Source organism: Kitasatospora sp. NPDC093558, from assembly GCF_040683475.1.
GTDB lineage: Bacteria > Actinomycetota > Actinomycetes > Streptomycetales > Streptomycetaceae > Kitasatospora.
Window position 1 is genome coordinate 1 of the sequence record NZ_JBFBDY010000159.1, and the last position, 13,603, is coordinate 13,603.

Sequence of the window (13,603 nt, forward strand, 5' to 3'; positions counted from 1 at the left end):
GGCGACGTCCGGGCGCGTCAGGCCCGGGCGCCGCAGGTCCGTCCGCAGGGCGGGCGCGCGGCGGCGGTCGACGGTGCCCGCGCGGCGAGGGACGCCAGGCCCGGACGGGACGGGCACCCCGTCCGGCCGGGCCGGGAGGCCGACCACGGCGGCGGCGCGGACCACGGCGACCTCGGTGACCACGGCGAGCGCGGCGATCACGGCGAGCGCGGCGACCGCGCGGACGGCCTCGGGTCCGACGAGCACTCCGCCGAGGCGCTCGCCCAGGCCCCCCGCTCGGCTCCACCGGTCCCCGCGGCGCGTGATCGCGCCGTAGGGTGAGTGGCGTGAATGACCGTTTGGTATGGATCGACTGTGAAATGACCGGCCTCGACCTCGACCGGGACGCCCTGGTCGAGGTCGCGGCGCTGGTGACGGACTCCGAGCTGAACATCCTCGGCGAGGGCGTCGACGTCATCATCCGCCCGCCCGCGGAGGCGCTGGCGAACATGCCCGAGGTGGTGCGCGCGATGCACACCTCCTCCGGGCTGCTCGACGAGCTCGAGCACGGGGTGACGCTCGCCGAGGCCGAGGAGCGGGTGCTCGCGTACGTGCGCCAGCACGTGCCGGAGGCCGGCAAGACGCCGCTGTGCGGGAACTCGGTGGCCACCGACCGCGGCTTCCTGGCCCGGGACATGCCCGCCCTGGAGCGCCACCTGCACTACCGGATCGTGGACGTCTCCTCGATCAAGGAGCTGTCCCGCCGCTGGTACCCGAAGGCGTACTACAACAGCCCGCAGAAGGGCGGCAACCACCGCGCGCTCGCCGACATCCGCGAGAGCATCGACGAACTGCGGTACTACCGCGAGGCGGTGTTCGTCCCCCAGCCCGGCCCGGACACCGACACCGCGCGCGCGATCGCCGAGAAGTACCAGGCCGCGACGGACTGACCCCAGCGCCGGCCGGTCCGGCGGGGGCCCGAGAGGGTGCCCGCGCACGCCCGGGCATAACCGTGGCGCGAGCACCCTCTCGGATCCTGTAGAGTTCTTCCTGTCGGAACGGGAACGCGAAGAGCGGGACCGGGCCGGACAGATGGTGGGTGTAGCTCAGTTGGTAGAGCACCTGGTTGTGGTCCAGGTGGCCGCGGGTTCGAGTCCCGTCACTCACCCCACGAGCCCGAGGGGCCGATCTCTTCAAGAGGTCGGCCCCTCGGGCGTTTTCGCGTTCCCTCATATCGCGCCCGAGCAGCGCTCGTCGCGGCCGGGCCTGTCGCCGGAAGCTACCGAGCAGTAACATCGTCCGCATGACGACACCTTCGATCGGCCAGATGCTCGACGCCACCGTCCCGATGGCGCGCACCCTCAAGCTCGAGTACCTGGAGACCACCCCGGAGCGCGCCGTGCTCCGGCTGCCGGACCAGCCCGAGTACCACAACCACGTCGGCGGGCCGCACGCCGGCGCGATGTTCACCCTCGCCGAGTCCGCGAGCGGCTGCATCGTCCTCGCCGCCTTCGGCGACCAGCTCTCGCGCGCCGTGCCGCTCGCCGTCAACGCCGAGATCGCGTACAAGAAGCTCGCGATGGGCGAGGTCACCGCGACCGCCGTGCTGGGCCGCCCGGCCGCCGACATCGTCGCCGAGCTGGACGCGGGCGAGCGCCCGGAGTTCCCCGTCACCGTCGAGATCACCCGCGCCGACGGCGCCGTCACCGGTGTGATGACGGTCACTTGGACCCTGCGTCCCAACTCCTGACCGCCGCGCGGTCCGTGGCCCCGGGACGGCGCTCCCGGGGTCGCGTGCGCGATGACTGTCCGTGACGGCCGGCGTGACCTCACGGCCCGTCCGCTCGTTCTCAATTCACATGCGAGCCAATCACGCCACCAGGCACCAGGAACCCGACCCCCGCGTCGTCACCGGCGCCCGGCGCTCGGCCGGCCGGCGGCTCCCCCGCCCCCGCGCCGTCGCGGCCGGCGGAGCACTGCTCGCACAGCTCTGGGGCGTCGGCGCCACCGGCGCGTACGCGGCGACCGGCGACCCGCTGCCCACCCCCACCGAGGCCACCGTCCGGCGGGCCCTCCACGGCGCGGCGGGGCAGCACGACAGGGAGTCCGCCGAACACACCGGCACCGCCGCGCGGACGCCCGCCGCGAACTCCCCCGGACTGGTCGGCGAACTCACCGGCACCACCGGGGCCCTCGGCGGCGGCCTGCAGGAAAGCATCCGGGCCGGCGGCCTGCCCCTCCCCGGGCAACGGGCCGCCGTACCCGACGCCTTCGCCCTGGCGTCCGGCCTCCTCGGCACGGTGCCCGCCCAGGGCCGGTCCCCCGAGACCCACACGCCGCGCGAGGGCGAACCCTCCGGACCAGCGGCCGCCACCGGTGAACACGGCGGAACGCGGTCGGCCCACCCCGCCGGCGCCGCATCGGCGGTACGGAAGGCCGAACCGACCGCCGCCGCAACCGTGCCCGCCGCACCGTCAGGCGAACCCTCCGGCCCCACCGCCCCCGACGCCACGGCCGGTACCGGGCACGCCGCACAGACGTCCACGTCTCCGTCGCCCGCCGCCCCGGGGAGCCCCGCGACCATCGCACTCGCCGACACGGCCACCGTGACCACCGCCAAGGAGGCCTCCGGCACGGCCACCGCCGTCCTCGCCCCGATCGCCGCAGGGCTCCTGCTGACGGGGGCGGCGATGTGGAAGCACCGCGGACTCCCCCGGGGGCACTGAGCGGACGGGGTCCCGCGCCGGGGGATGGAGTTCACGACCGGGGCCAGGTGGGGTGGGCACTGGGCCGAGGCCGCGGAGCAAGCGCATGGGAGAGGGTGCCGCGGACCGGACATGGCGGCGCGTGCGCGGCGAGTTGGGCTCGGACGGACGCGACGGACAAGCGCGCCGTCGCGGGGGACATCAGCGGGAGAGGCCCGCCGCTCTGGCGTCCGTCACGACGGCGGCTCCGGCGGTGAACGCGACCAGGAGGCGGACGTCGCGCACGGCTCACACGCGTCCCTCAGCGGAAGACGCCCGCCGGTGGCACCGGGGACGGGACGGCCGTGGCGTCCGTCACGACGGCGGCTCCGGCGGTGAACGCGGCCAAGGGCTGGCCGTGTTCGACGCGGGCCAGGGCGGAGTCGGTGGCCACGCGGCGGGTGAGGTCGGCGATCGGGAGGGGGGTGTGGGCCGCGGCCAGGATGAGGTTGCCGAAGCGCTTGCCGCGCAGGACCGCGGGATCGGCGACGAGGCACAGTTCGGGGAAGACCGCGCCCACCGTGGCGACCTGGGAACGCGCGAACGGGAGGGCGGAGCCGTCGGCCAGGTTCGCCGCGTACCAGCCGCCGGGGGCGAGGGCCCGGGAGGCGAGCGTCGCGAACTCGACGGTGGTGCAGTGGGCCGGGGTGCGGGCGCCGGAGAACACGTCGGTGATCACCAGGTCGACGCTGTCCTCCGGGGTGCGCTCCAGCACGCCGCGGGCGTCGGCGCCGCGGACCTTGATCTGCCAGCCGCGCTCCAGCGGCAGTTCGGCGCGGACCAGCTCGGTGAGCTCGGTGTCGATCTCGGCGACCTGCTGCCGGGAGCGCGGGCGGGTCGCCGCGACGTAGCGGGCGAGGGTGAGGGCGCCGCCGCCGAGGTGCAGGACGGTGAGCGGGCGCCCGGGCGGGGCGACGAGGTCTATCAGGTGGCCGAGCCGGCGCTGGTACTCGAAGCCGAGGTGGGTCGGGTCGGCGAGGTCGACCATCGACTGCGGGGCGCCGTCGATCAGCAGGGACCACGCGGCGGGGCGGTCCCGGTCCGGCCGGAGCTCGGCCAGGCCCGAGCCGACGGGACGGGTGAGCGGGCCCTGGGCGTGTATGCGCCCGCCCGGTCCGGTGACGTCGGGCTGCGGCTGCGCCGTCGCGCGGCCCCGGTCGGTGCCGCGCGCGGCCCTGCTGCTTCGTCCCATGACAGCCATTATCGGCGCAGGTCGATGGGATCACTCGAACTGGAGAACGCCCGCGGGCGTGCTGGGTGGATCCGGCCGGAAGAACGGACCGAGGGCCCGGCGGGATCCGCACGGCACGCCCGCTAGAACGGGCCGAGGCCGCCGGCGGTCAGCGTGCAGGCGGCCTCGCAGAGGGCGGAGCGGAGCACCCAGGCGTCGGTGGGGCGGGTGCTGCCGTCGGCCGCGGTGGCCGGGGGCATCACCCAGCGCGGGTCCGTCACGGGCAGCAGCAGGGCGCCGGGCGTGCACGAGCTGCCGGGCAGGTGCCAGGTGTCACAGGTGCCGGCCGGGACGTAGAAGGAGACGGTGCTGCCGTTGCGGCTCTGCAGGACGGCCCCGCAGGCGCGGCGCAGCCGCAGGATGTCCACCGCCTCCAGGCCGTGCCGGAGGGCGACCGTCACGGTGTCGTAGCCGGGGAGGACGGTACCCCCGTCGACGCCCCTGCGTCGGCCGGGGCTCCGGCCACCGCAGGGGGCGCGGCCGCCGTCGACCGGCCCGCGGCCCGGAATCCGGTCGTCGGCGGGATCGGGGAGCAGGGCGGGGACGGCGCCGGCGAGCACACCTCCGACGGCAGGTCGGTGCTGCGGCAGTCCGGTGGCCATCATGGGCCCTCCTGTCACCTCGTCGGGTCGGAAGCCGGGCCGCCGGGAGGCCCCGGGGGTCCGGGGAGGTGGGGGCCGCCGGAGCGGGCGACGGGGCCGGGGCGGCGGCCTGGGTTCCACGTACCAGGACAACGCCGGAACCTCGTCCCAGGCCACGGGGCGCCTTACAGCAAGGCATGGCATTTCATGGCAGATCTCGGCAACTACGCCCGTTTTATACCTGATTGACCATACATCGGATGAGAACGCGCTGTATCCGGTCAGTGACGCCCGGTACTGTCGGTGGCGGGCCGCGGTGATCCGTCCGGAGCACCCGGACACCACCCCCCGCACCTCCACGGAGCGCACCATGGCAGCCACCCCACCGGCCGAGCCGACCCGCCCGTCACCCAACACCGTGATGCGCGCACTGCGCGGCGACCGCTCACCCGGCGAGTTCGCCACCGCCGTGCGCCGCGCCGCCCGCGAGATCGGGGAGCACGTGTCCTGCGACGCCCGCTACGTCGGACGGGTCGAGTCCGGCGAGATCCGCTGTCCCAACTACGCCTACGAGCGCGTGTTCCGGCACATGTGGCCGAGCCGCTCGCTCGCCGACCTCGGCTTCTCCCCCAGGACCTCTGTCCGCCGCCGCTCAGCGGACAGCGCCGGGGGCGCCGCGCCACCCCCGCTCCATCCGCCGTTCCCGACCCTGCCCGCCCCGCGCTCGCCACTCTCCACCCAACTCCCGTACGCTGCCTCGCCGTACGCGGATCCGCCCGCCCCGGACGGCCCCCCGTGGCCGCGCTCGGCGGCGGCGGCCCGAGGGCCCGCCGGACCGCACTTTCTCGACGAGGAGAACGACGACGTGCGTCGCCGTACGTTCCTGACCGGCGGCTCCGCCGCCCTGGCCACCGCGATCGGATACGACCGGCCGGCCGCGGCCGCCACCCGCTCCGGCCCCGGCCCCGGCCCCGAAGCCCTGGTGCCCGGCCGCAGCGCCCCGGTGCCGCTGCGCAGGGTCGGCGCCGCCGAGGTGCTCGGCGTCGAACAGGCCGTCCGGGACATCCGGCTCGCCGACGACGTGCACGGCGGCGACACCCTGTTCGAGCTGGCCGGGCAGTCGCTGCGGACGGCCTACGTACTGCTCAACGAGGGCGAGTACAGCGCCGAGACGGAGCGCAGGCTCCAGGCCGGGGCCGGCGAACTCGCCATCTCCGTCGGCTGGTTGGCCCACGACTCGAACCGGCTCGCGGACGCCCGCTCGCTCTACGCCGAGGCGCTCGCCACCGCCCGGATGGCCGGCGACTCCGCCCTGGAGGCGCACGTCTTCTGCAACAGCGCCTTCCTCGCCCGGGACGCCGGCCGCCCCCGCGAGGCGCTGCGCGCCGCCCAGGCCGGGCAGGCCGCCGCCCGGCACCTGGACTCCGACCGGCTGCTCGCCCTGCTCGCCATGCGCGAGGCCGGCGGCTGGGCGCTCCTGCAGGACCGATCCGCCTGCGAGCGCGCGATCGCCCGCGCGTACACGCTGTTCGACCGCGGGCCGTGCGAGGCCGACCCGGAGTGGATGTCCTTCTTCGGCGAGGCCGAGATCGCCGGACTCCAGTCCCAGTGCTGGTCCGCGCTCGGCGACTGGGACCGGGCCAGCGAGCAGGCCGGGCTCGCCATAACGCTCCAGGAGCCGCACTTCGTCCGCAACCGGGTGCTGTACACCGCCGAGCTCGCCCACGACCGGCTCGGCCGGGGCGACCTCGCGGGCGCGGCGCACCACGGCTCGGCCGCCGTGGCCCTGTTCGCCGAGGTCCGCTCCGCCCGGATCCGGAGCATGCTCGCGCACACCGCCGAACGGCTGCGGCCGCACCGCTCGGTGGCCGAGGTCGACGGGTTCCTGGCCGCGTACGACCTGGCCGCCGCGGCCTGAGCCGGGTCGGCGGGCAGCTCAGGCGGACAGCTCAGGCGGACGGTCCGTCAGTGGCCGGTGGTCAGGCCCTCCAGGTGGGAGAGGTCGTTCCAGACCTCGACGGCGGGCGCGCCGTACTCCCAGGACAGGACGCACAGGGCCGCCGTGCCGAGCTTGAAGCGCTGGGCGAACTCGGGCGGCAGGCCCAGCCAGCGGGCGGTCAGGATCCGGAGCAGGTGCCCGTGGGCGAAGAGGACCACGTCCCGGTCGGCGCCGTGCATGACGGTGGTGTCCGCCTCCGGGACGCCGTGCTCGTCGTTGAGGTCGGCGAGGAAGGCGTCCACGCGGGCCGCGACCTCGGAGAGCTTCTCGCCGCCGGGCACGCCGTCGCGCCAGATCAGCCAGCCGGGGTGGTCGGTGGCGCGGATGTCGGTGCCGGTGCGGCCCTCGTACTGGCCGTAGTCCCATTCGAGCAGCTCGGGGCGGTCCACGGCGCGGTCGCCGAAGCCGGCCAGGGCGCAGGTCTCCTTGGCGCGGCCGAGCGGGCTGGTGTAGACGAGCGCGTCCGGCAGCCCGTTCCAGGGCGCCTTGGCCAGCCGGGCTCCGAGCGCCCGGGCCATCGCGCGGCCCTCCTCGGTGAGCGGGATGTCGGTGCGACCGGTGTGACGGCCGGTGGCGGACCACTCGGTCTCGCCGTGGCGGACCAGCACGATACGGGCGGGCATGGGGGGCTCCTCGCGACGGGGCGGCGGCAACGGTCGGTCTCACCCTTGAGCACCGGGCTCCATGATCCCTCACCCGGACGGTGGACACGACGCGGGTCGGACGGAGAGGCGGCGCGGGGACGGGGCAGCAGAGCGCGAGGGGAAGGCCGGAACCCCCACCCGAGTCGGTCCGCAGACGGAACAGGCCGGAACGGGGTGATCCCCGCCGGATTGTCGGACCCGGATGCGACACTGGGCCGCACCATGAACGTCTCGACGAACGCCCCCTCCCGCGGGCACTCTGAGCCGCTCGCCCATCGGCTCGCCGAACTGCGCGGTCCGGCGCCGCAGCGCAGTCTCAACGCCCGGTCGCTCGCCGCCCTGGCCGCCAATCCGGGCTGTCACCGCAGGGCCGTGCTGGACGCGGCCGGGGTCGACAAGACCGCGCTGGCCTCCCGGCTCGGCCGGCCCGCACCGTTCGGGCAGTCCCCGTTCGCGATCGCCCGAGGTGTGATCTTCGAGTCCCGGCTGAAGGCCGACGGCTACGCGGCGCTGCTGGAGCCGCTCCGTCGCCACCTCGGCGTCCCGCCGGACGGCGGCGCGCCGTTGGCGGTGCCGGACCTCCTGCAGCGCTCGGGCCCGGCCGTCCGCGCGGACCGCACGGCCGAGGCGCTCGCCGAGGCCGCCGCCGACCCGGAGGCCTGGACGCTGCTGGACCACCCGCTGCTGCGGCTCGACGTGGCCGGCAGCACGGCCTATCTGGAGCCGGACGCCGTCGTGGTGCACGGCGGGCGGTGCACGGTGGTCGAGATCAAGTCCTTCCCGGTGCTGGACGGCACCGCGGACCCGGCCAAGGTCGGTGCCGCCGCCCGCCAGGCCGCCGTGTACGTGCTGGCGCTCCAGCACGCGGCGGCCGCCCGGTCCGGCGCGGCGCTCACGCCGGACCCGTACGCCGAGCAGCGGCTGCCGGGCAGTCCCCGGCTGAGCGTGCTGCTGGTCTGCCCGAAGGACTTCGGCAACCGGCCGACCGCGGTCGCCGTCGACATCCGCCGCGAACTCGCCACCACCCGGCGCCAGTTGAGCCGGATGACCGGTATCGGTCGGCTGCTGGACGCGCTGCCGGAGGGCACCGCCTTCGACCTCGCGGTCGACGAGGAGGGCACCCCGGCCCGCTCGGCCGACGAACTGGCCGATTCGGTCGCGGCCGTGCCCGCCGCGTACAGCCCGGACTGCCTGTCGACCTGCGAGCTCGGCTTCCACTGCCGCGCCCAGGCCCGCTGCGGCGACCGGGTCGAGCAGCTGGGCCGGGGCGTGCGCGGCGAGCTGGGCAGCATCCGGACGGTGACGGAGGCACTGGCCGCCGCCACCGGCAGCGGCACGGACGAGGCGGCGGAACGGCTCGCCTACGCGGCCGCGCTGCGCGCGGAAGCCCTGGGGAAGTGACCGGAGACCAGTGACCGGATACCTGAGCAAGCGAATCACCGAGGGGCCATGAGCGGGCGCAGCGAGCTCATCATCGGAAGGCGCGCGTGGGCGAATGCCCCTGCCGAGCGGTGGGGGCACCTCCCAGCCGCCAAGGCTGGGGGAGAGGTGGGCGCATGAGCGAGCACAGCGAGCTCATCATCGGAAGGCGCGCGTGGGCGAATGCCCCTGCCGAGCGCAGCGAGGTGGGCGCATGAGCCTGCTGACCACCCTCGCCCGGCTGGAGGCCGTCCGCAGCGGGCGGGCCGAGCCTCTGGCCACCGTGCGCCACCGCCACCTGTCCGACCGCCCGATGGTGCTCGTCCCGCTGACCGCCGCCGGTGAGGCGGGCGCGCCGCTGGCCGTCCTGCTCGGCACCGACCGGGACGCGCCCCGGCTGCACCTGGTTCCGCAGCCGCTCAACCGCACGCTGCGCTTCGACTTCCTGGCCGAGCTGGCCGCCGACCTCCTGCCCTACCTGGAGTCCTTCGGGGCCGAGGTCGAGCAGATCGAGGGCTCCGAGAAGGACCCGGAGACCGGCGAGAAGACCCAGGTCTTCCGCGAGCTGTGCGCCGACGCGCCGCAGCTGGTCGTGCCGAACGGCGCGGGCGTGCACCACCTCGCCCTGATCGGCCGCTCGACGCGGTTCCGGCGCACGGTCGAGGACGACGAGCCGGGCCCGTACCCGGCGCCGGTGCGGGTGCCGCTGCTCGGCCGCTGGCTGACGCACGTCACCGACCGGGCCCAGGTGCCCGGCTCCAGCCTGCTGCTCCCGATGACCGGCCTGCTGGCCCGGCACTGGGCGACCGGCCAGAGCCACCTGGAGGACCAGCACCTCGCGGCCCGGCTGGCCTGGCACTTCCCGCCGGACGGCCGCAGCGGCGCCGAGGCGGCCGAGCTGGCCGAGTCCGCCCGGGACGAGCACGGGCAGCTGCTGCACCCGCCGGCCGGCCCGGCCACCGACCCGGCCTTCGACAGCGCCGTGCTCGGCCCGGCGATCGCCCGCTACGACGCCGCCGCCTCGGCGCTGCAGCACAGCACCGAACAGCGGGACGACGTCGCCGCCGCGCGCGCCCGCGAGGCCGTCCGGGAGGCCGTCGAGCAGCTGCGCGCTGCGCTGTCCTCCGTGCTGATGCCCACCTGGCACGACGTGTGGCGCGGCATCGACCTGCTGCGCACGCTGCCGCCGGCCGGGCACCTGGAGGAGCGCTGGACCGGCGACCGCTGGTCGTACACCGGCCACCGGGACCGGCTCGCGGCCGGCGAGCCGCCGCAGCCCCGGCAGGACGACGCGGTGACGGCCGCCCGCAAGCTCGCCCAGCGCGAGCGCGAGCAGGCCCGGCTGGACGTCCAGGAGGCGCTGGACGATCCGCTCGCGATGGCCGAACACCGGCTGGCGGGCGAGGCGTTCGCGGGCGTTGTGACGGACGTCGTCCCGGACTACGACACCTCCGGCCGCTCCCCCAAGCCGCGTCCGCTGGTCACCCTCAGGACCGACGACCGCCCGCACGCCGACCTCGGCCGGGAGGCGCACCGGGTGCACGGCCCGTCCGCGCAGAAGGCCGAGATCGTCGCGGTCGACCCGGCCGAGGGCACCCTCGCGCTGCGGATCCTGTCCGGGATGGGCCGCAAGAAGGAGCCCGAGCCGGGCAGCCTGCCCGAGCCCGGCGAGCCGGTGACGTTCACCCTCTTCGAGCTGACCGTCCGCCAGTCCGCGCCGCTGCCCGAGCCGGACGACACCCCGTGGACGCACGGCGGCCCGCCCGGTAGCGCGCCCGAAACCCCGCTTCCCGCAAGCGACTTCGACTGGGAGTGAGCCGTCAGATGAACACCGAGCAGGCCCCGGGTGCGGCCGCCGACGCCGCGGTGGCCCGGATCCTGGCGGCGACCGTCCACCCGTCGGTCGGCGCCCCACGCGGCGTGGTGGTGGACTCGCCGCCCGGCGCCGGCAAGTCGACGCTCGTGGTGCGCGCCGCCCGGGAGCTGGTCGAGTCGGGCGAGCGGCTGATGATCGTCGCCCAGACCAACGGTCAGGTGGACGACCTGGTCGGTCGGCTGGCGGAGAGGGCACCGGAGTTGACGATCGGCCGGCTGCACGCCGCCGACTCCCGGCCGGGCCCCGAGGTGCTGCGGCACTCCAACGTCACGCCGTCCGACAAGGTCGCGGACCTGGTCGAGCACGACGTCGTGATCTCCACCTCCGCCAAGTGGCAGTGGGTGCGGGCCGAGGCGCCGTGGCGGCACGCGATCGTCGACGAGGCGTACCAGATGCGCTCGGACGCGCTGCTCGCCGTGGCCCGGCTGTTCGAGCGGGCGCTGTTCGTCGGCGACCCGGGCCAGCTGGACCCGTTCACGGTGGTCGGGACCGAGCAGTGGGCGGGCCTGTCCTACGACCCGTCGAGCAGCGCCGTCGTGACGATGCTGGCGCACAACCCGCAGATCGAGCCGCACCGGCTGCCGGTCTCCTGGCGGCTGCCGGCCAGTGCGGCGCCGCTGATCTCGGACGCGTTCTACCCGTACACGCCGTTCCGCTCCGGCACCGGCCCGGACGACCGCCGACTGACCGCCGCCGTCCGCCCGGACGGCTCGGCGCTGGACGCGGCGATCGACCGGGCGGCCGAGCACGGCTGGGCGCTGCTGGAGCTGCCCGCCCGGCACACCGTGCGGACCGACCCGCAGGCGGTGGCGGCCGTCGCGGCGGCCGTCCGCCGGCTGCTGGAGCGCGGGCTGACCGCGCACTCCGAGCAGGGTGCGGCCCCGCTCACCGCGGACCGGATCGCGGTCGGCACGGCCCACCGGGACCAGGCGGCGGCCGTCCGCGCGGCCCTGCTCAAGGTGGGCGTCCCGGTGGACGGGACGGCCGGTCCGGCCGTGACCGTGGACACCGCGAACCGGCTGCAGGGCCGCGAGTACGACGTCACCGTCGTCCTGCACCCGCTCTCCGGGCGGCCCGACGCCACCGCCTTCCACCTGGAGACCGGCCGGCTCTGCGTGCTCGCCTCCCGCCACCGGCACGCGTGCATCGTGGTGGCCCGGGCCGGGATCGCCGAGCTGCTGGACGAGCACCCGTCCACCGAGCCGGTGCAGTTGGGCGTCTCGGTCAGGTTCCCGGACGGCTGGGAGGCGAACCACCAGGTGCTGCACCACCTGTCCGGGCACCGGGTGCGGCTGCGCTGAGCCCGGCCCGGGCGGGAGCGGTCAGTCCTCGGTCTCGCAGAGTGCGTACGCGGTGACGACGCCGTGGTCGGCGCGCGCCGACCAGGTGCCCGGGTCACCGGGGACGGGCGCGTTGACCAGGACGGTGTCGCCGGGGCCGGCGGGGGCGAAGGTGTAGCCGCCGCCGGTCAGGTGGCTGTGGGGCGGGCAGGTCGCGGTCGATCCGCCGCCGGGCCTGCTCGCGGTGCCGGTCACCACGACGGTGGTCTCGGCCGCGAAGGCGGGGGCCGCGGAAACGAGCGCGAGGGGCAGGACGAGGACCGGGAAGGCCTTTCGCACACGCATGGTTCTCCTTGAAGGGGTGCCGTAGGTCGACGAAGGGATCACCCGGCACAACGGCCCGCGCCCGGCGCCGATGCCTCCGCGCCGAAGGGACCACCCGAAGGTGTCCGGCGCGCGGCGGTCCGGGGTGCGCCGGGGGCGCGCACGGGGGAATAGCGCCCGCACGCGCACCGTTCCGTCATCGGCCGCCTCCGAGCGACAATGGACGACGGCCCCGACCGGGCGGCGCGGCCCCGGAGCAGCCGCCGTCCGTCCCTCACCGAGCACCCGGAGGTGTCCGTCCATGCCCGACTCCCACGCGATGGCGTCCGATTCCGGTGGTCCGTCCGCACCGGCCCGGCGGCTGCGTCCGGCGCAGCTGCTGTTCGAGCCGCAGGCGGCCGAGCCGGAGGCGGAACGCTTCTTCGACCTGGAGTCGATCGAGGACCCGGCGGAGCTGCTGCGCCGCTCGACCGAGCTGGCCCTGGCGTTCCGCGCCGCCGCCGAGCGGGCCACGGACTTCCAGGCGGTCGCCGCCGCGCAGCTCGCGGACCCGCGCCGCTTCGACGCGCTGGCGAAGGACGACATCGCGCAGCGGGCGGACTGGACCCCCGACTACGCCGCGAAGATGATCGAGTACGGCCGCGGCCTGCTCCAGCCGCGCCGCCACGAGGACTGAGCCGGAAGGCCGGATCGCGGCTCCGGAAAGTCGCCTCTGGCATATGCGCGGGGCGGAAGCGTACGCCGCTGCGCGCCGCCCTGTCCGGCGAACGCCCCTTTCCGCCCGGCCGCGCCCGCGCAGCGCGCACCCTGCTGTGCGTGGAGATGTGGACCTATCAGTCGGTGGAGTACGTCACGGTGGCCGGCGAGGCCTGGCTGGCCTCGGCGAGCGAGTACCCGCGCAGCATGCGCGCGCTGTGGGAGTCCCGCCCGTGGGCGCCCTCGGTGCTGCCCTGCGGGCGGGCGTTCGACGTGATCAGCATGCCGTCGCTGTTCGGCCGCCGGGTGCTGGACGAGCTGTGGGCCTCCGGGCCCGGCTGCGGGCCGGTCGCGGCCTACCGGGGGCGGACCCTGCTGTTCGTCCAGCCGGGCGCCGCACCCCGGCTGCGCCGGCTGCTGGCCTGGGAGGAGTGGGCCCGGGACGTGCCGCCGCTGCTCTGCCACGGCAAGGGCGACACGGTGACGGTGCCGCCCGTGCAGCGGATGGTGCACGGCCCGGACTCCCCCGGACTGGGCGCCGGCCGGTGGATCGTCGCGCCGGAGGACCGGGAGCCGTGGCTGCCGGGCGCCTCGGTGGTGCTGTGGGCGTGCGTCCGGGCCTCGCGCGAGCCGGTCGCGGCCGGCGCCGCCGGAATGGCGGTGACCGGGGGGTGAACAGTGCGCGACCGGTATTCGATTTTGGCCCGGGCCGGGGCCGCTGCTAGAGTCTTCTCTGTCAGCAGGCGCCGCTAGCTCAGTTGGTTAGAGCAGCTGACTCTTAATCAGCGGGTCCGGGGTTCGAGTCCCTGGCGGCGCACAGACAGCCGGAA

General features: G+C 75.7%; 14 protein-coding genes and 2 tRNA genes. 11 read left to right on the plus strand and 5 right to left on the minus strand.

The window, feature by feature from the left end; genetic code table 11:
* Nucleotides 1–246 (minus strand): hypothetical protein (locus tag AB0O00_RS17415; RefSeq protein WP_363652636.1); only part of this gene is annotated, 246 nt, incomplete at its 3' end.
* An 80-nt stretch (nt 247–326) separates the two neighbouring features.
* On the opposite strand from AB0O00_RS17415, the gene orn reads away from it, so the two are divergent.
* The 4 genes from orn to AB0O00_RS17435 all read left to right on the plus strand — a co-directional run bounded on the left by orn (nt 327) and on the right by AB0O00_RS17435 (nt 2,705).
* Complete coding sequence (orn, locus tag AB0O00_RS17420) at nt 327–929, plus strand: oligoribonuclease (protein WP_363652638.1); 603 nt, start codon at nt 327–329, stop codon at nt 927–929.
* Nucleotides 930–1,074: 145 nt separating this feature from the next.
* Nucleotides 1,075–1,150, plus strand: a tRNA-His gene (locus AB0O00_RS17425).
* 132 nt (nt 1,151–1,282) lie between these two features.
* A complete protein-coding gene (locus AB0O00_RS17430; RefSeq protein ID WP_329929065.1) occupies nt 1,283–1,729 on the plus strand; it encodes a DUF4442 domain-containing protein in 447 nt (148 codons plus the stop codon).
* 109 nt (nt 1,730–1,838) lie between these two features.
* Complete coding sequence (locus AB0O00_RS17435; RefSeq protein ID WP_363652640.1) at nt 1,839–2,705, plus strand: hypothetical protein; 867 nt, start codon at nt 1,839–1,841, stop codon at nt 2,703–2,705.
* 280 nt (nt 2,706–2,985) lie between these two features.
* Here the strand turns inward: AB0O00_RS17435 and AB0O00_RS17440 are convergent, their stop codons facing one another.
* Together AB0O00_RS17440 and AB0O00_RS17445 are read right to left on the minus strand one after the other, a co-directional pair.
* Nucleotides 2,986–3,915, minus strand: coding sequence for a fused MFS/spermidine synthase (locus tag AB0O00_RS17440; protein WP_363652642.1), 930 nt, complete (start codon nt 3,913–3,915; stop codon nt 2,986–2,988).
* Nucleotides 3,916–4,037: 122 nt separating this feature from the next.
* A complete protein-coding gene (locus AB0O00_RS17445; protein ID WP_363652644.1) occupies nt 4,038–4,559 on the minus strand; it encodes a hypothetical protein in 522 nt (173 codons plus the stop codon).
* A 346-nt stretch (nt 4,560–4,905) separates the two neighbouring features.
* Between AB0O00_RS17445 and AB0O00_RS17450 the strand changes: the two genes are divergently transcribed.
* A complete protein-coding gene (locus AB0O00_RS17450) occupies nt 4,906–6,453 on the plus strand; it encodes a tetratricopeptide repeat protein (RefSeq protein WP_363652646.1) in 1,548 nt (515 codons plus the stop codon).
* Nucleotides 6,454–6,500: 47 nt separating this feature from the next.
* Here AB0O00_RS17450 and AB0O00_RS17455 read toward each other — a convergent pair whose 3' ends face one another.
* The gene (locus AB0O00_RS17455) at nt 6,501–7,157 is read right to left on the minus strand and encodes a histidine phosphatase family protein (protein WP_363652648.1); all 657 of its coding nucleotides are present in this window, start codon (nt 7,155–7,157) and stop codon (nt 6,501–6,503) included.
* A gap of 243 nt (nt 7,158–7,400) precedes the next feature.
* On the opposite strand from AB0O00_RS17455, the gene AB0O00_RS17460 reads away from it, so the two are divergent.
* The 3 genes from AB0O00_RS17460 (at nt 7,401) to AB0O00_RS17470 (ending at nt 11,774) form a co-directional block, all read left to right on the plus strand.
* Nucleotides 7,401–8,579 carry a hypothetical protein gene (locus AB0O00_RS17460; protein ID WP_363652650.1) on the plus strand — a complete coding sequence of 393 codons (1,179 nt, stop codon included), beginning with the start codon at nt 7,401–7,403 and terminating at the stop codon, nt 8,577–8,579.
* Nucleotides 8,580–8,811: 232 nt separating this feature from the next.
* Nucleotides 8,812–10,413, plus strand: a complete 1,602-nt coding sequence (locus AB0O00_RS17465; protein ID WP_363652652.1) for a hypothetical protein — start codon at nt 8,812–8,814, stop codon at nt 10,411–10,413.
* Between the two features lie 8 nt (nt 10,414–10,421).
* Nucleotides 10,422–11,774, plus strand: a complete 1,353-nt coding sequence (locus AB0O00_RS17470) for an AAA family ATPase (RefSeq protein WP_363652653.1) — start codon at nt 10,422–10,424, stop codon at nt 11,772–11,774.
* 21 nt (nt 11,775–11,795) lie between these two features.
* Here AB0O00_RS17470 and AB0O00_RS17475 read toward each other — a convergent pair whose 3' ends face one another.
* Nucleotides 11,796–12,098 carry a hypothetical protein gene (locus tag AB0O00_RS17475; RefSeq protein WP_363652655.1) on the minus strand — a complete coding sequence of 101 codons (303 nt, stop codon included), beginning with the start codon at nt 12,096–12,098 and terminating at the stop codon, nt 11,796–11,798.
* Nucleotides 12,099–12,378: 280 nt separating this feature from the next.
* On the opposite strand from AB0O00_RS17475, the gene AB0O00_RS17480 reads away from it, so the two are divergent.
* The 3 genes from AB0O00_RS17480 to AB0O00_RS17490 all read left to right on the plus strand — a co-directional run bounded on the left by AB0O00_RS17480 (nt 12,379) and on the right by AB0O00_RS17490 (nt 13,590).
* Nucleotides 12,379–12,753 (plus strand): hypothetical protein, encoded by a 375-nt coding sequence (locus AB0O00_RS17480; RefSeq protein ID WP_363652660.1) that lies wholly within the window; start codon nt 12,379–12,381, stop codon nt 12,751–12,753.
* Nucleotides 12,754–12,887: 134 nt separating this feature from the next.
* Nucleotides 12,888–13,448 carry a bifunctional DNA primase/polymerase gene (locus AB0O00_RS17485; RefSeq protein WP_363652662.1) on the plus strand — a complete coding sequence of 187 codons (561 nt, stop codon included), beginning with the start codon at nt 12,888–12,890 and terminating at the stop codon, nt 13,446–13,448.
* A 68-nt stretch (nt 13,449–13,516) separates the two neighbouring features.
* Nucleotides 13,517–13,590 (plus strand) — tRNA-Lys (locus tag AB0O00_RS17490).
* Nucleotides 13,591–13,603 lie beyond the last annotated feature (13 nt).

Coding starts and splice junctions, on each gene's coding strand:
- AB0O00_RS17430 (WP_329929065.1), top strand. CDS start 1,283: ATGACGACACCTTCGATCGGCCAGATGCTCGACGCCACCGTCCCGATG.
- AB0O00_RS17435 (WP_363652640.1), top strand. CDS start 1,839: ATGCGAGCCAATCACGCCACCAGGCACCAGGAACCCGACCCCCGCGTC.
- AB0O00_RS17460 (WP_363652650.1), top strand. CDS start 7,401: ATGAACGTCTCGACGAACGCCCCCTCCCGCGGGCACTCTGAGCCGCTC.
- AB0O00_RS17475 (WP_363652655.1), bottom strand. CDS start 12,098: ATGCGTGTGCGAAAGGCCTTCCCGGTCCTCGTCCTGCCCCTCGCGCTC.
- AB0O00_RS17445 (WP_363652644.1), bottom strand. CDS start 4,559: ATGATGGCCACCGGACTGCCGCAGCACCGACCTGCCGTCGGAGGTGTG.
- AB0O00_RS17470 (WP_363652653.1), top strand. CDS start 10,422: ATGAACACCGAGCAGGCCCCGGGTGCGGCCGCCGACGCCGCGGTGGCC.
- AB0O00_RS17465 (WP_363652652.1), top strand. CDS start 8,812: ATGAGCCTGCTGACCACCCTCGCCCGGCTGGAGGCCGTCCGCAGCGGG.
- AB0O00_RS17440 (WP_363652642.1), bottom strand. CDS start 3,915: ATGGGACGAAGCAGCAGGGCCGCGCGCGGCACCGACCGGGGCCGCGCG.
- AB0O00_RS17480 (WP_363652660.1), top strand. CDS start 12,379: ATGCCCGACTCCCACGCGATGGCGTCCGATTCCGGTGGTCCGTCCGCA.
- AB0O00_RS17455 (WP_363652648.1), bottom strand. CDS start 7,157: ATGCCCGCCCGTATCGTGCTGGTCCGCCACGGCGAGACCGAGTGGTCC.
- AB0O00_RS17450 (WP_363652646.1), top strand. CDS start 4,906: ATGGCAGCCACCCCACCGGCCGAGCCGACCCGCCCGTCACCCAACACC.